The organism is Roseomonas sp. F4, assembly GCF_053891155.1.
The window spans coordinates 246,535-261,416 of the sequence record NZ_JBSSHK010000003.1; the positions used below are offsets into that span (position 1 = coordinate 246,535).

The 14,882-nt window shown below is 71.8% G+C and carries 14 protein-coding genes; 5 read left to right on the top strand and 9 right to left on the bottom strand.

Annotated elements, in window-relative coordinates:
- Positions 1–16: 16 nt before the first annotated feature.
- Positions 17–679 carry a tyrosine-protein phosphatase gene (locus ACVFYP_RS13455; protein WP_499200695.1) on the top strand — a complete coding sequence of 221 codons (663 nt, stop codon included), beginning with the start codon at positions 17–19 and terminating at the stop codon, positions 677–679.
- 211 nt (positions 680–890) lie between these two features.
- Positions 891–1,130 (top strand): DUF2188 domain-containing protein, encoded by a 240-nt coding sequence (locus ACVFYP_RS13460; RefSeq protein ID WP_499200696.1) that lies wholly within the window; start codon positions 891–893, stop codon positions 1,128–1,130.
- On the opposite strand, the gene ACVFYP_RS13465 is transcribed toward ACVFYP_RS13460, so the two are convergent.
- The 9 genes from ACVFYP_RS13465 to ACVFYP_RS13505 form a co-directional block, all read right to left on the bottom strand.
- On the bottom strand, positions 1,123–1,800 hold the full coding sequence (locus tag ACVFYP_RS13465; RefSeq protein WP_499200697.1) for a CatB-related O-acetyltransferase: 678 nt from the start codon (positions 1,798–1,800) through the stop codon (positions 1,123–1,125). The two genes, ACVFYP_RS13460 and ACVFYP_RS13465, sit on opposite strands and share 8 nt — an antisense overlap.
- Positions 1,797–3,551: an ABC transporter ATP-binding protein gene (locus ACVFYP_RS13470; RefSeq protein WP_499200698.1), complete on the bottom strand. Its 1,755-nt coding sequence runs from the start codon at positions 3,549–3,551 to the stop codon at positions 1,797–1,799. The genes ACVFYP_RS13465 and ACVFYP_RS13470 overlap by 4 nt, the downstream gene beginning before the upstream one ends.
- A 97-nt stretch (positions 3,552–3,648) precedes the next feature.
- Positions 3,649–4,929 (bottom strand): CCA tRNA nucleotidyltransferase, encoded by a 1,281-nt coding sequence (locus ACVFYP_RS13475; RefSeq protein ID WP_499200699.1) that lies wholly within the window; start codon positions 4,927–4,929, stop codon positions 3,649–3,651.
- The gene (locus ACVFYP_RS13480; protein ID WP_499200700.1) at positions 4,926–5,168 is read right to left on the bottom strand and encodes a hypothetical protein; all 243 of its coding nucleotides are present in this window, start codon (positions 5,166–5,168) and stop codon (positions 4,926–4,928) included. Before ACVFYP_RS13480 ends, ACVFYP_RS13475 begins: the two co-directional genes overlap by 4 nt.
- A gap of 44 nt (positions 5,169–5,212) precedes the next feature.
- Positions 5,213–6,184 (bottom strand): Bug family tripartite tricarboxylate transporter substrate binding protein, encoded by a 972-nt coding sequence (locus ACVFYP_RS13485; protein WP_499200701.1) that lies wholly within the window; start codon positions 6,182–6,184, stop codon positions 5,213–5,215.
- Positions 6,185–6,240: 56 nt separating this feature from the next.
- Entirely contained in the window at positions 6,241–7,293 is a 1,053-nt protein-coding gene (locus ACVFYP_RS13490; protein WP_499200702.1) for an NAD/NADP octopine/nopaline dehydrogenase family protein, read from the bottom strand.
- Positions 7,290–8,708, bottom strand: a complete 1,419-nt coding sequence (locus ACVFYP_RS13495) for an NAD(P)-binding domain-containing protein (RefSeq protein WP_499200703.1) — start codon at positions 8,706–8,708, stop codon at positions 7,290–7,292. Before ACVFYP_RS13495 ends, ACVFYP_RS13490 begins: the two co-directional genes overlap by 4 nt.
- Positions 8,709–8,754: 46 nt before the next feature.
- Positions 8,755–9,369: an NUDIX hydrolase gene (locus ACVFYP_RS13500; RefSeq protein WP_499200704.1), complete on the bottom strand. Its 615-nt coding sequence runs from the start codon at positions 9,367–9,369 to the stop codon at positions 8,755–8,757.
- 16 nt (positions 9,370–9,385) lie between these two features.
- Positions 9,386–10,036 carry a DUF1285 domain-containing protein gene (locus ACVFYP_RS13505; RefSeq protein WP_499200705.1) on the bottom strand — a complete coding sequence of 217 codons (651 nt, stop codon included), beginning with the start codon at positions 10,034–10,036 and terminating at the stop codon, positions 9,386–9,388.
- 199 nt (positions 10,037–10,235) lie between these two features.
- Between ACVFYP_RS13505 and ACVFYP_RS13510 the strand changes: the two genes are divergently transcribed.
- The 3 genes from ACVFYP_RS13510 to ACVFYP_RS13520 all read left to right on the top strand — a co-directional run bounded on the left by ACVFYP_RS13510 (position 10,236) and on the right by ACVFYP_RS13520 (position 14,882).
- Entirely contained in the window at positions 10,236–11,240 is a 1,005-nt protein-coding gene (locus ACVFYP_RS13510; protein WP_499200706.1) for an AAA family ATPase, read from the top strand.
- On the top strand, positions 11,233–12,093 hold the full coding sequence (locus ACVFYP_RS13515) for a DUF58 domain-containing protein (protein ID WP_499200707.1): 861 nt from the start codon (positions 11,233–11,235) through the stop codon (positions 12,091–12,093). The genes ACVFYP_RS13510 and ACVFYP_RS13515 overlap by 8 nt, the downstream gene beginning before the upstream one ends.
- Positions 12,094–12,155: 62 nt before the next feature.
- Positions 12,156–14,882 (top strand): DUF4159 domain-containing protein, encoded by a 2,727-nt coding sequence (locus ACVFYP_RS13520; protein ID WP_499200708.1) that lies wholly within the window; start codon positions 12,156–12,158, stop codon positions 14,880–14,882.

The following is a 14,882-nucleotide window of genomic DNA, read 5'->3' on the forward strand; positions in this document are numbered from 1 at the left end:
ACGCCATATCGGCGCGGTGAATCTCTCCTCCGCTGCCGGGCGCCGCGCCGCCTGGCTCAACAGCCTGTTCGTCGATCATGCGGCGTTGCGCATCTCCTGGCGCAATTGGGGGGTGGTGGAGCCCGGCCGGCTGTACCGGTCGAACCACCCGCTGCCCTGGCAGTTGGATGCCGCGAAGCGCCGTTTCGGCCTGCGCTCCGTCATCAATCTGCGCGGCCACCGTCAGGATTGCGGCAGCGATGCACTGGGCCGGGCGCGGGCCGGGGAGCTGGGCCTGGTGCATGCCGATGCGCCCTTCGAAAGCCGCGGCGCGCCGCATAAGGATCGCATCCTGCGGCTGGTCGGGCTGCTGGCCGAACTGCCGGAGCCCGTGCTGATCCACTGCAAGTCCGGCGCCGACCGCACTGGGCTGATCGCGGGCGTTTGGCTGCTGCTGCAGGGCCGCCCGGTGGAGGCGGCGCTGGACCAGTTGCACTGGCGCTTCGGCCATGTTTCCGCGAGTCGCACCGGCATTCTCGATGCGTTTTTTCGCGACTACGCGGCCTTCCAGGCGCAGCATGGCCCAAAGCCGTTCCTGGACTGGCTGCGCGAGGATTATGACGAGGTGGCGCTACGCGCAACCTTCCAGAGCAAGCCCTGGGCGGACCGGCTGGTGGATGGGGTGCTGCGGCGGGAATAGCGGGTCGCATCACCGGGCTGGCGAGGCGCGGGCCAGCGAGGCCCCATTTGCCGGGCGGGAAAACACCAATCCGCGGCCGGCGCCCCACAGCATCAGGGCATTTTCTTCGAGTTGTCCGTGGAAGATTTCAGATGCAGCCTTGGGGCCCCGGGCGGGCACCGAGGGAACCCGCGCCGCCGCGGCGCATTCTGCTAGGCCAGGGAGATCGCCGATGGACCGCATCCACTACCGCGTCGTCGAACATGATGGCGGCTGGGCCTACAAGCTGGGCGACGTGTTTTCCGAGCCTTTCCCCAACCGCGAGGCCGCGCTGAGGGCCGCCCGCCACGTCGCGCGGCAGCAGCATGTGCCGGACAATGCCGCGACCATCGAATACCAGGACGCGCAGGGGAAGTGGCACACGGAGTTCTCCGCCGGCGATGACCGGCCGGATGCCGACGTCGTCACCTGACGGCGAAGTCTTCCAATGCCGTGACGCCGCCCTTGGCGAGAATGGGGATGGCCTGCGCCACGCGCGCTGCGGGCCAGCCCCACCAGGCCAGGGCAACCAACCGCGCGGCGTCCTCCTCGCTGTAGCGGCGGCGCACCACACGCGCGGGATTGCCGGCGACCACCGCGTAATCCGGCACGTCGCGGGCCACCACGGCCCGCGCGCCCACCACGGCACCATGGCCGATCCGCACGCCCGGCATCACCAGGGCTTCCATCCCCAGCCAGACATCATGGCCCACCACCGTGTCCCGCGCGGGGCGCCAGGGGTAATCGGACAGCGGCAGGGCGCTGGCGAAGGCGCCGCCCATAATGCCGAAGGGATAGGTGGAGGGGCCCGCCATCGCATGCATCGCGTCGGGAAACATGAAGCGCGCGCCGGTGGCGATGGCGCAGTATTTGCCGATCTCCAGCCGCGCCCCGGTGACCTGGAAATTGTAGAGCAGGTTGCGGCGGAAGAAGTCCAGCGCGTGCAGCGGGTCGTCGTAATAGGTGAAGTCGCCCACCGCGCAGTTGGTGATGCCGGGCATGGTGGCCAGCAGCGGCTTCAGGAAGACGATGCGCGTCTTGTTCGGCACCGGATGCAGCGCATCCGGATCGGGCAGTGCGGCGGCTTCCGCCTTCGATCTCACGCCGCAAAAGCCTGTGTGCGGACCAGGCGGGCATAGAGGCCGTCGGCGGTCATCAGCTCCGCATGCGTGCCCTGTTCCACGGCGCGCCCGGCCTCCATCACCACGATCAGATCGGCATCGCGCACGGTGGACAGGCGATGGGCGATGACCAGCGTGGTGCGGCCTTCGCGCAGCCGCGCCAGGGCCTGCTGGACCAGCGACTCATTCTCCGCATCCAGCGCGCTGGTCGCCTCATCCAGCAGCAGCACGCGGGGATTGCGCAGCAAGGCGCGGGCGAGGGAGACGCGCTGGCGCTGGCCGCCCGAAAGCCGCGATCCCTGGGTGCCGAGCGGCGTCGCATAGCCCTGCGGGAGGGCGGCGAGGAAGTCATGCGCCGCCGCGGCGCGCGCGGCATCCTCCACCTCCGCCTGGGTCGCGCCGGGGCGGCCGCAGGCGATATTGGCGAAGGCGGTGTCGTCGAACAGCACGGCGTCCTGGCCGACATAGGCGATGGCGTCGCGCAGGCTGGTCAGGGTGACGTCCCGGATATCCGCGCCGTCGATCCGAATGCTGCCCGCCGTCACGTCATACAGCCGCGGCACCAGGGCCAGCGCGGTGGACTTGCCGGCGCCGGAGGGACCGACCAGCGCCACCGTCCGCCCCGGCGCGGCCGCAAAACTCAGGCCGGAGAGGGCGGCATCCGGCACGCCGTCATAGGCGAAGCCCACATCCTCGAAGGTGACGGCGCCCTCGCCCGGCGGCAGGGGGATGGCGCCGGAGCGGTCGGTGATGCGGGCCTTCTCGTCGATGGCGTCAAAGCTGCGGGACAGGCCGGCGAGCCCCTCCTGCAAGGCCGCGTTCAGGCTGCCGAGCGCCCGCACCGGCTGGGCTGCCATCAGCAGCGCCGCGACGAAGCCGGTGAAGTCGCCAATGGTGCCGAGGCCGGCGGCCACCCGCCAGCCGACGAAGCCCAGCACGGCCGCCACGGCGACGCCGCCCAAAGCCTCCAGCACCGGGTCCAGCCGGGCGCGGGACCGGGCTATGGCGATCTGGCTGTCGCGCAGCCGGGTGAAGGCAAGACGGGCGCGGGCTTCCTCGGCTTCCTCCAGCCGGTAGGAACGGACCACGCGCGCTGCGGCGAAGCTTTCGACCAGCAAAGCGGAGGTCTCTCCCACCCGGTCCTGCATGCCGGAGGAGGCGCGGCGGATGCGCTTGCCGATGCGGAGAATCGGCACGGCGGCGATCGGGTAGAGCAGGAAGGCCAGCAGCGCCATCTGCCAGTCGATCCACAGCATGGACCCCACCAGCCCGACCACGGTTAGCACATCCGCCGCCCCGCTGAGGGCCTTGGTCAAGGCCTCCCGGATCAGGGCCGCATCCGTGGTGAAGCGGGCGGCGTGGCGGGCGGGGGCGTCGCGCGCCACGGCGGCCAGGTCGGCGCGGGTCAGCGCCACGAACAGGCGTTGCTGCAGGTCGGCGATGACGCCCAGCACCACGGATTGCGTGGCCAGCGCCTTGCCATACAGCGTCAGCGCCCGGGCGGCGGTGACGGCGATGATCAGCGGCGGCAGCACCCAGGCGACGCGGGCATCGCCGGCGGCGAAGCGGTCGAAGGCCTGCTGGATCACCAGCGGATACAGCGCGGCGGTGGCGGCGACGCCGATGGTGCACAGCGTCGCCACCAGCAGCCCGCGCGGGTGCTGGCGGATGTAGTCGCGCCAAAGCCGGCGGATCAGCGGCAGGGAGGCGGCATCGAAGGCAGGGCGGGCCATGCGGGCCGTGTAGAGCAGTGGGGGGCGGGAGGCGAGGGGGGTTCCCGAATCGGGCCCGGGGTGATAGTTCTTTATTTGTTCCGGTCATGCCGGGGAGTCAGGACCCTGGCATCTCTGTCGGTGCAGTGCCTTCCGGGGCGGCGGTCCCGTCCGCCGTCCCGGCATTTTTCGCACGCGCCAGCAGCGCCGGCTGGTCCAGGGTGCAGTCGCTGTCGATCCAGGCCTGTCGCAGGCGCCCCAATATCTGGCCCATGGTCGGCCCCGGCCGCACGCCGAGCGCCAACAGGTCCCGGCCCTGCACGGGAAATTCCGGATCGGCCTCGCCGGGCGAAAGCCGGTCACGCAGCTCGGCCCAGCCTTCCCCGCCAAACTCCGCCTGCGCCACCCAGAGTGGTTCCACCGGCGCCACGTGGCGGGAGGCGGCGCGGATGCCGGCGCGCCAGGCGCGGAAATGAAAGCCCTTTGTGGCATCGCCGGGCCTCGGCGCGGCCTCGATCCGGCGCAGCACGGTGAGCCTTTCGCGCTCCTCGCCCGACAGGCGCAGCCGGCGGGCGAGCGCGGCAACATCGGCCGGCAGCGGCAGCAGCACGGCGAGGCGCAGCAGCGGATCGCCCGGCAGGCCGCGCGGGATCATGGCGGCGAGGCGGGCAGGCTCCGCGCCCTCCGGCAGCACCGCCGCCAGCAGGCCGACCCGGGCCATCAGCTCCAGCGCCCCCACCGGATCGGGCGCTTCCAGTAGCCGCTTCAGCTCCATCCAGATGCGCTCGGGCGCCACCCGTGCCACCAGGCCCGGCACGGCGGCGGCGATGGCGGCCAGCGCCTCCGCATCCGGCATGCCCTTGCCGTAGCGCGCCCAGAACCGGAAGAACCGCAGGGCGCGCAAAAAATCCTCGGCCAGCCGCGTCGCCGCATCGCCGACGAAGCGCACCCGCCCCGCCGCGAGGTCCGCGCGGCCGTCGAAGAAATCCCAGAGATTGCCCTGGGCATCCATCGACATGGCATTGAACGTGAAGTCGCGCCGGGCCGCGTCTTCGCGCCAATCGGTGGTCCAGGCGACCTCCGCATGGCGACCATCGGTGACCACATCGCGGCGCAGCGCCGTGACCTCCACCGGCTGGTGGCGCAGCACGGCGGTGACGGTGCCATGGGCGAGGCCGGTCTCGAAGACCTTCAGCCCGGCATCGCGCAGCTTCTGGGCGATCACCTCCGGCGGGTAGGGCGCGGCGACGTCCACGTCATGCACCGGGCGGCCCGCCAGCGCGTCCCGCACGCAGCCACCCACGGCCCGCGCCCCGGGCAGCGCCGCCAGCACCGCCGCCGGGGCGGCGTCCGACAGGAAGGCCGGGGGCGGCAGACGGTCCCGCGGCGGGTCGCTCACCGCCCGCCCTCGATGCGGCTGGGCAGCACGCGGCCATCCGGGCCGAGGCTGGGCGGCACATAGACGCCGCCCACCACATCCTGCTTCGTCAGCCGCACGAACAGGGCGGCGCCGGCGCCGATCACCACGGCGATGGCCACCAGGATCACCACCCAACGGGGCGGGCGCGCGCCTTCCGGCCGGAGCCAGCGCCAGAGCAGCCAGGCGAGAAGGGGCAACAGCAGCAGGAGAATGGCCATGTGGCCATCCTATAGCCCGCCAGGATGCCCCGGCAGAGTCCGCCCTATTCCACGCTGATCGAAAGCGGCGCCGCCACCCGGGTCCAGCGCGCCAGATCCTCGCGCAGCAGGGCGCCGAATTCCGCCGATCCCGCGCCGTTCGGCACCGCCCCCAGCGCCGCCAGCCGGGTCTTCACCAGGTCATCGCCCAGCGCCTTCACGAATTCGGCGCGCCAGCGCTCTATGACCGGGGCCGGGGTGCCGGCCGGGGCGGCGAGGCCGGTCCAGATCGAGGCGACGAAGTCCCGCACGCCACCCTCGATCATCGTCGGCACCTCCGGCATCGCCGGGAAACGCTCGGCGGAGGTCACCGCCAGCACCCGCAACTGCCCGCCTGAAAAGCCGAGCACGGAGGGCACGGAGACGAACATCAGGGCGATACGCCCGGCCATCAGGTCGTTGAAGGCGCCGGCCGCGCCGCGATAGGGCACATGCTCGACATTCAGCCGCTCCCGTGCCTTCAGGTCTTCCATGATGAGGTGGGTATTGGTGCCGGTGCCGGTGCTGGCATAGGGCAGGGGCTGCGGCGCATTGCGGGCCAGCGCCAGCGCGCCGGCCAGATCCTGCACCGGCAGGTTGGGCGCGGCGATCAATGCCACCGGGCTGTCCGAGATATGCAGGATCGGCGCGAAATCGGCGATCGGGTCATAGGACAGGCGGCGGCCGATGGCCTTGGCGATGGTGAGCTGGCCGGCGGTGGCCAGCAGCAGGGTGGTGCCATCCGGCGCCGCCTTGGCCACCGCCTCCGCCCCCAGCAGCCCGCCGGCGCCACCGCGATTCTCCACCACGACATTCTGGCCGACGGAGGCGGTGACGGCCTGGGCGAAAAGCCGCCCCAGCACATCCTGGCTGCCGCCCGGCGCGAAGGGCACCACTAGCCGCACCGGCCGATCCGGCGCCCAGCTTTGGGCCGATGCCTGGCGTGCCAGGGCCGGCAAAGCGAGGGCGGTGGCGAGCAGTGTGCGGCGGGTCGGCATGTGGTGAGCTCCTGCAATCCGCGAAAGCCTGCCGCGCCGGCAGGGTCGCGGCAAGTTCAACGACCGATCCCGTCCCGCAGCGCGCCCGCCAGATCGTCCAGCGCCAGCCCGTCCAGCAGCGCATTGCGACGCAGGTCACGGCCCCACAGCGATTCCAGCACCGTGACCACCGATTCGGTCGCCGGCATCGGCACCGACGTCCGGGCGGCGAGCCACAGATAGAAGGACAGGCCGAAGGGCACGTCCTCCGTCACGTAGCGGGTGTCCATCAGCGCCGGGCCGTTCACGCTGCGGCCGCTGGCGGCGATCGCCTGGCCCATCTCGTGCAGCGCGGCGCGGGGCACGCCGCTGGCGCGGTGCAGCGATTCGGCCAGGGAGATCACGTAAAGCCCGCAGCCTTTGGCCAGCGCGTCGCGCTCGGCTTGCAGGGCTTCCATGAGCCGGCCGGAGGCTTCGGTCATCAGCTCATATTGCGGCCAGGCCTCGGCGCGCTCGATGCGGGTGACGTTGGCGAGCGCCAGCACGGCGTGGATGATCGGATTGGCATTGGCCAGCGCCGGCTGCAGCACGTCGGGCGCCACCGGACAGGCGTGACCGAACAGCACGGTGGCCAGCGCGGCAAGGTCCGGCGCGGCGGCGGCCGGGATGGCGGCGATATCGACCGCGGCGCGGATCGCCGGGATGCGGACGCGGTCGGGTGCCAGGCGGCGCGCGGTGGTGGGCGTGGTGGCCAGCCCGCCGACCGGCGCGCGCGGGCCGAGGGCGGCGCGCAAAGCTTCGAAGGCCAGCGGCGAGAGCGCTGCGGCCGGCGCGATCAGCAGCGGCATGCTGGGCGGGATGGCGGCGGCCAGGCGCGGCAGCAGCGCTTCATGCGCATAGGCCGGCACGGCCAGCAGCGCGATCTCGGCACCGTCCAATGCGGCCTCCAGCTCGGCGGCGACACGAAGCGAAAAACGGCCGGCCAGCGCGCCTTCCGCCACGATATGGTCGGTCATCCCTGCGGTGCCGCGGCCCGAGGGCGACCACAGCGCCACCTCATGCCCGCGGGAGGCGGCGAGTGCGGCGGCGGCCGGGCCGATGGCGCCGGCGCCCAGAATCGCGACTTTCATGGGCGCTCCGGCCATTCATCGCCCTGCAATTCGGGCGTCTCATAGGCTTTCAGATTGGCGAAATGCTGCGCCTTGTCCTCGACGAAGAAGGCGCGGGCGAGGTGGCGGGCCAGCCGCTTGGCGCCAGCGCTGACCGCCGGGATGTCGCCTGAAAGCTTTCCGTGGCTCAGCGTCGCCGGGTAGTTGAAGCAATGCAGCCGGGCCAGGGAGGGGCAGGCGCCCGGCACCTTCTCCTGAAAGGCGAAGCCGGGGTCGAGGTCGGGCGAGGTCGCCAGCTCCTCATTCGGCCGCTCCGCCCGAAAACGGTCGCCCCAGAGCCGAATGTTGGGCGCGAAATGCGCGAGTTCCGGCCGCGCCGCCACATCCACCCGGAAGCCCGTCCCGAAAATCAGGAAATCCAGCGCGAAGACGCCCTTCGGCGTCTCCAGCCGGATTTCCCCGCCCTTGGCCGACAGCGCCTGGATCGGGCTGCCCAGATGCAGATGGGCGTGGGGAAAGCGGGAAACGCGCAGCGTCGAATCGCGCGGCGGCGGGGTCTGTGCGCTGAGCACCAGATCCAGGAAGCGCCACTTCCACTCGTCCGGAAGCCCCGCGAAGCCATGCACCACACCGGGGCTGCCGATGCCGGTGAACTTGTTCACCCGCGGCAGCTCCGGCCGGCGGACGAACATGTCGAGCCGCCCGCAGCCGGCCTCCAGCGCCGCCGCCGCATTGTCCATGGCGGAGGCGCCGGCACCGATCACGCCCACCCGCTTGCCGGCCAGCGCGGCAAAATCGATGGCGTCGCGCGAATGCGCCCGCAGCTCCGGCGGCAGGTTCTGGGCAATCTCCGGCAGCCAGGGGCCTCCGAGGCCGTCACGCCCTGTGGCCAGCACCACCCGGCGCGCCAGGATATGGCCCCCGCTGGTCTCCAGCCGGAACAGCTCCTCCGTCTCCGGCCGGATGTCGGTGACGGCAACGCCGTTCTCCACCGCGATGCCCATCACCTCCCGGTACCAGACCAGGTAGTCCATCCACATCCCGCGCGGGATCTTGCCCAGTGCGCCGAAAGCGGCGGCGCCGTGCTGGTGTTCGAACCAGGCGCGAAAGGTCAGCGCCGGCAGGTCCAGCGCCGGGCCAGCGAGGGTTTTGGGGGAGCGCAGCGTCTCCATCCGAGCGAAGGTGACCCAGGGCCCCTCCTGCCCGGCGGGGGCCTTGTCCAGGACGCGAAAGTTGGAAATCCCCAGCAGCCGCAGCATGGCGGCCACCGCCAGCCCGCACATGCCGGCGCCGATGATGACCACATCGACCACCGCCTCGCCGCCATGCCAGCGCTGCGGCACCCAGGGCTTCGCGGGAAGCTCCAGCCAGGCGAGGTCCTGGCGCAGCCGGGCCTCGAGCGTCGCGAGTCCGGGCGGTGGGGCGGCATCCAGCATGGGACAAAAGCCTGAGCAGGGGAGGTTTCCCCGCTGTAGCGCGCCGTCAGGCTTCGCGCAGCACCCGCGACAGATTCACCAGAATGGTCGCGGTGGCGCCCCAGATCAGGTGCTCCGCATGCGGCCAGACCCAATACTCCCGCATCCTGCCGCGCCATTCCGTGCTGCGGCGGGTCGGCGCCGCCGGGTCGTAGAGCACGGCCAGTGGCAATTCGAACACCGCCTGCACCTCCGATGGGTCCGGCGTCAGGGTCACCGGCGGGTCGAGGAAGGCCACCACGGGGGTCACCCGGTAGCCGGTGCCGGTCATGTGGTCGGGCAGGGTGGCGGCTATCACGGGCAGGCGCGGGTCCAGCCCCACCTCCTCCGCCGCCTCGCGCAGCGCCGTCTGTTCCGCGGTCTCGCCCTGCTCCATCCGGCCACCGGGAAAGGCGACCTGGCCGGCATGGGCGCTAAGCTTGGCGGAACGCAGGGTCAGCAGCACGCCCGGCCCCGATTCATGCCAGATGATCGGCACCAGCACGGCAGCCGGCACCGGCCCGCCGGGGCGGGTGCCCCAATTCTCCTCATCGTCGAAGGCGGTCGCGCCGATGCGGGACAGCGCCTCCGCGTCGGCAAGACGCGCGGCGATATCCTGGCGACTGGGCAGCAACAGGGTCATGCGCGGCGGGTTTCGATCACTCCGCCGCCTGGCCGCAGGCCAGGTTCGGCACGTCGTCGATCGGGAAGAACACGCCCTCCGACCACACGCCGAGCACGTCGCGCCCCTCGATCCGTTCCGGCTCCGCCAATGCGACCAGTTCATAGAAGACGGCGCGGTTGATGCGGGCCTCCAGGCCCGGGCGGACGGTGATGTAGGGGCGGGGTTCGCGGGTGCGGGGGTCGATGGCGACGCGGATGGGGTGGTCGGCGTCCGCGGTCACCATTTCATCGAGATTGGTGCGGAAGGTCAGGCACTGGCGGGGCTCGGTGGCGCCGGCCGGTGTGCAGGGGTCGGCGCAGCTTCGCCACCACATCTCCACCGCGACGAAGGGGGCATCCTCAACCTCGATCCGGCCGCGCTCCACCGGGGTTTCCAGCCAGAAGCTGCCATCCGCCTCCCGCTTCAGGACGGAGGCGAACAGACAGACCAGCTCCTTCCGGCCGATAGGGCTGCCCTTGTAGTGCCAGCTTCCATCGCGGGCGATGCGCATGGAAAAGTCACCGCATTCGGTGCGCAGCGCCGGCATGCGGCCCGGCCTGCCGCCCTTCGGCAGGCGCGTGGGGGGCTTGGGGCAACTGCCCGAAAGCCCGCTCTGCCCTGTTCCGTCGGATTGCGCCTGGCTCATGCCGATCTTCCACAAACTCTGTCCAGGAAGTGCCGCCGGGATCCCCACGATCCTGGCCACTCCCCGGTTCCCCTCTCCGCCACCTTCGCTCCGCATGGCATCCTGATGACGATTGGTGCATGCAAAGGTGGCATCCGGCATGGGCGGAGTGGATACTCTCCCCATATCGGACGTGACGCATATAGGGAGCCTGACCCGCATGGTGGAAGTGGTTGGCGCGGCGGAGGCGGAATCTCTGCTCCAGGAAGCCGATGCGCTGGCGGCGCGGCTCGCCAAGGTGCGCGAAGGTGTCGGCCGTGTCATTTTCGGCCAGGAACAGGTGGTGGAGCGCACGCTCATCACCCTGCTGTCGGGCGGCCATCTGCTGCTGGTCGGCGTGCCTGGCCTCGGCAAGACCAAGCTGGTGGAGACGCTGGGCACCGTGCTCGGCCTCGACGCCCGGCGGGTGCAGTTCACGCCGGACCTGATGCCGGCCGACATCCTGGGCAGCGAGGTGCTGGAGGAAGATGCCCAGGGCCGCCGCGCCTTCCGCTTCATCAAGGGCCCGATCTTCTGCCAGTTGCTGATGGCGGATGAGATCAACCGCGCCAGCCCGCGCACCCAGTCGGCGCTGTTGCAGGCGATGCAGGAGCACAAGGTGGCGATCGCCGGCGAGATTCACGCCTTGCCCGCGCCCTTCCATGTGCTGGCGACCCAGAACCCGATCGAGCAGGAGGGCACCTATCCGCTGCCCGAGGCGCAGCTCGACCGCTTCCTGCTGGAGGTCGATGTCACCTATCCCGACCTCGCCGCCGAACGCGCCATGCTGCTGGCCACCACCGGCGCGAAGGAAGTGCGCGCCGTGCCGGCGATGACCGGGGCGGAGCTGGCGGCGGCGCAGCTGCTGATTCGCCGCCTGCCGGTCGGCGAACAGGTGCTGGAAGCGATCCTGCGGCTGGTCCGCAGCGCCCGGCCCGAAACCACGGAGATCGAATCGGTGCGCCGTCACCTCGCCTATGGCCCCGGCCCACGGGCCGCCCAGGCGTTGATGCTGGCGACCCGGGCGCGGGCGGTGCTGGATGGTCGGCTGTCGCCCAGCATCGAGGATGTGGCGGCGCTGGTGGAGCCGGTGCTGCGCCACCGCATGGCGCTGAATTTTTCCGCCCGTGCGGATGGCGTGCATCTGAGTGAGGTGCTGGACGTGCTGAAGGCCCAGCTTGGTTAGCCCCGCCCGCCTTTCCATCCCCTGGGCGGAGCAGCTTGGCGCCACGCTGCCGCCGTTGCTGGTGCAGGCGGAACGTGTCGCCGCCACGGTGATGCCCGGCGTGCATGGGAGACGGCGTTCCGGGCCCGGCGAGGCCTTCTGGCAGTTCCGGCCCTATGTTGCCGGCGATCAGGTCAGCCGCATCGACTGGCGGCAATCGGGCAAGTCCGACCGGCTGTTCATCCGCGAGACCGAATGGGAATCGGCGCAGACCGTGGCGCTGTGGCGCGCGGCCGATGCCGGCATGGGCTGGCGCAGCAGCCGCGACCTGCCGACCAAGGGCAGCCGCGCCGACCTGCTGATGCTGGCGCTGTCCGCGCTGCTGCTGCGGGGGGGCGAAAGGGTGCGGCTGTTCGGTCTGCCGCGCCCCTATGCCGGGCGCGGCGCCCTGCCGCAGATCGCCGATGGGCTGGCTTCCATCGCGGCGCGGCCGGAAGATCCGCGCCTGGCGCGACACGCTCGCGCCGTGCTGTTCGGCGATTTCTGGGACCCGCTGGAGGAGACCCGTCGTGCCATCAGCCGCCTTGCCGGCCAGGGGGTGCGCGGCCATCTGTTGCAGGTGGTCGATCCCGCGGAGGAGACCCTGCCCTATGCTGGGCGGGTACGCTTCGAATCGATGCAGCCGGGCGACCCCGGTGCTTTGGTTCCGCGGGTGGAGGCGGTGCGGGAGGCCTATGCCGAACGTGTGAGCCGGCATCGCGAGGGCCTCGCTGCCCTGGCCGCCACCGCCGGATGGACCCTGGCCACCCACCGCACGGACCATCCGCCGGAGGTGGCCCTGCTGGCGCTGCATCAAAGGCTCGCGCCAGGATGAAGCGGGCGGCATGGGATTTGCTGCGCCACCGCCAAAATGCCGCGTGACAGGAGGCGGATGACATGCTGAGCCTCGGATCGCTGAGCTTCGCCGCCCCCTGGCTGCTGCTCGCTCTGCCGGCGCTGCCGGTGCTCTGGTGGCTGCTGCGCGTCACTCCGCCTGCCCCGAAACGCCAGGACTTCCCGGCGCTGCGCCTGCTGCGCGACATGCCGACGCCGGAGGAGACCCCGGCGCGCACCCCCTGGTGGCTGCTGGCGCTGCGGCTGGCGGCGGCGGCGTTGATGATCCTGGGGCTGGCGCGGCCGATCTGGGGGCCGGGCGCAGGCGGTGGCGGGCAGGGTCCTCTGCTGATCGTGGTGGATGATGGCTGGGCCTCGGCCGCCGACTGGCCGGACCGCATGGCGGCGGCGGAGGCGGAGCTGGATGGCGCCGCCCGCAATGGCCGCCGCACCGCTTTGCTGCTGACCGCCCCCCCGCCGGTGCCCGACGCGCCCCGCATCACCGGGCTGATGCCGGCCGAGGAGCTGCGCGGCCGGCTGGTGGCACTGCGGCCGAAGCCTTGGGCGCCGGATCGGCCGGGGGCGCTGGCCGCGCTGCGCCAATGGCGCGCGCAGAATCCGGGCGGTTTCGGCGCGCTGTATGTCGCGGATGGGGTGGAACATGCGGCGGAGGGTGATGCCTTCACCCCGCTCGCCACGGCCCTGGCCGAGGGCGGCGCCCTGACGCTCGCCCGCAGCGAGGGCCGTCCCACCCGGTTGCTGCCGCCGCCGCGGGCGGAGGCCGACCAGCTGGTCGTTTCCCTGCACAGCACGCCGCTGCCGGTGGCCACCGAAGTGCCGGTTCTGGCCCGCACCGGCGATGGCCGAACCCTGGCCCGCGCCGTGGTCGCCATGCCGGCCGGGGCGACGGAGGCTGAGGTCGCGCTGCCCTTGCCGCTCGAAATCCGCAACCAGGTGGTGCGGCTGGACCTGGATGGCGTCGTCGGCGCCAATGCCAGCGTGCTGCTGGATGAGCGATTTCGACGCCGCCCGGTCGGGCTGATCGCCGGGGCCGGCGCGGCGGCGGCCGATGTGCCACTGATCGGGGAGCTGTTCTATCTGGACCGCGCCCTGTCCCCGCATGCCGAACTGCGGCGGGGCAGTGTCTCCGAATTGCTGGCGCGGCGGCTGTCCGTGCTGGTGCTGGCCGACCGGCCGGTGGAGGCGGGGGCGGAGCGGCAGGAGCTGACCGCCTGGATCGAGGCCGGCGGCACCCTGCTGCGCTTCGCCGGGCCGCGCCTGGCCGAACATCCGGACGGTCTGCTGCCGGTGCCGCTGCGCGCCGGGGAACGCCAATTGGGCGGTGCCCTGTCCTGGGAAAGGCCGCAGACGCTGGCGCCTTTCCCGGAGGGTTCGCCCTTCCAGGGGCTGCTGCCGCCGCCGGAGGTGACGGTGGAACGCCAGGTGCTGGCCCAGCCCTCCGCCCAGCTTTCGGGCCGCACCTGGGCGCGGCTGGCGGATGGGACGCCGCTGGTGACCTGGGAGAATCGGGGCGCCGGGCGGATCGTGATGTTCCACGTCACCGCCAATGCCGAATGGTCCAGCCTGCCGCTGTCGGGCCTGTTCGTGGACATGCTGCGGCGGATCGTGGCGCTGTCGGCCGGCGTCGGCGGGGCGGAGGGAGAGGCACCCTTGGCGCCGATGGAAACGCTGGATGGCTTTGGCCAGCTCGGCCCGCCACCGCCGGGCGCGCAGCCCGTCACGGCCAGCCGCGTGGAGCGGGAAGTGCCCTCGCCGCGCCATCCGCCGGGCTGGTATGGCAGCGGCACCGGGGGGGAGGCGGCGCATCGCCGGGCGCTGAACCTTGGGGCGGGCATCGCCCCACCGAGTCTGGCCGCCGCGCCACCCTCCGGCACCGCCACCCGCGCCATCGGCGGGGTGCCGGCGGAACGCGACCTGGGGCCGTGGCTGCTGGCGGCGGCGATGCTGCTGCTGGTGGCGGATCTGCTGGTTTCGCTCGGGCTGCGCGGCGTGCTGGGGCGGCCGCGCGCGGCGCTCGGCGCGCTGATGCTGGCCGGGCTGCTGGGTTTTCCCGCCATGGCGCAGGAGGGGAGCCCGGCTTTGGCCACGCGGCTGGCCTATGTCGTCACCGGCGATGCGCAGGTGGATGAGGTGAGCCGCGCCGGCCTTGTGGGCCTGTCCGATTTCGTCAATCGCCGCACCGCGGCGGCGCTGGCGGAGCCGGCGGCGGTGGTGCCGGGGCAGGATGATCTGTCCTTCTTTCCGCTGCTCTACTGGCCGGTGACCGGCGAAGCGCCGCAGCCGGATGCGGCGGCGGTGACGGCGATCAACGGCTTCATGCGCCAGGGCGGCATCATCCTGTTCGACACGCGGGATGAGGGTTCGGGCGAGGGGTTTTCGCCAGGGGGGCGCGCCGCCTTGCGGCGCCTGACCCGGGATCTCACCGTGCCGCCGCTGGCTCCGGTGCCGGAGGACCATGTGCTGAAGCGCGCCTTCTACCTGCTGGCCGACCTTCCGGGACGCTTCACCGGCGGCACCGTCTGGGTGGCGCGGGACCAGGACCGGGCGAATGACAGCGTCAGCCCCGTCATCATCGGCGGGCATGACTGGGCGGCGGCCTGGGCGATCGATGCGCGGGGCAACAACCCCTATGCGGCGATTCCCGGCGGGGCGCGGCAGCGCACGCTGGCCTATCGCTTCGGCACCAACCTCGTGATGTACGCGCTGACCGGCAACTACAAGGGTGACCAGGTGCATGTGCCGGCCATTCTCGAACGGCTGGGGAACTAG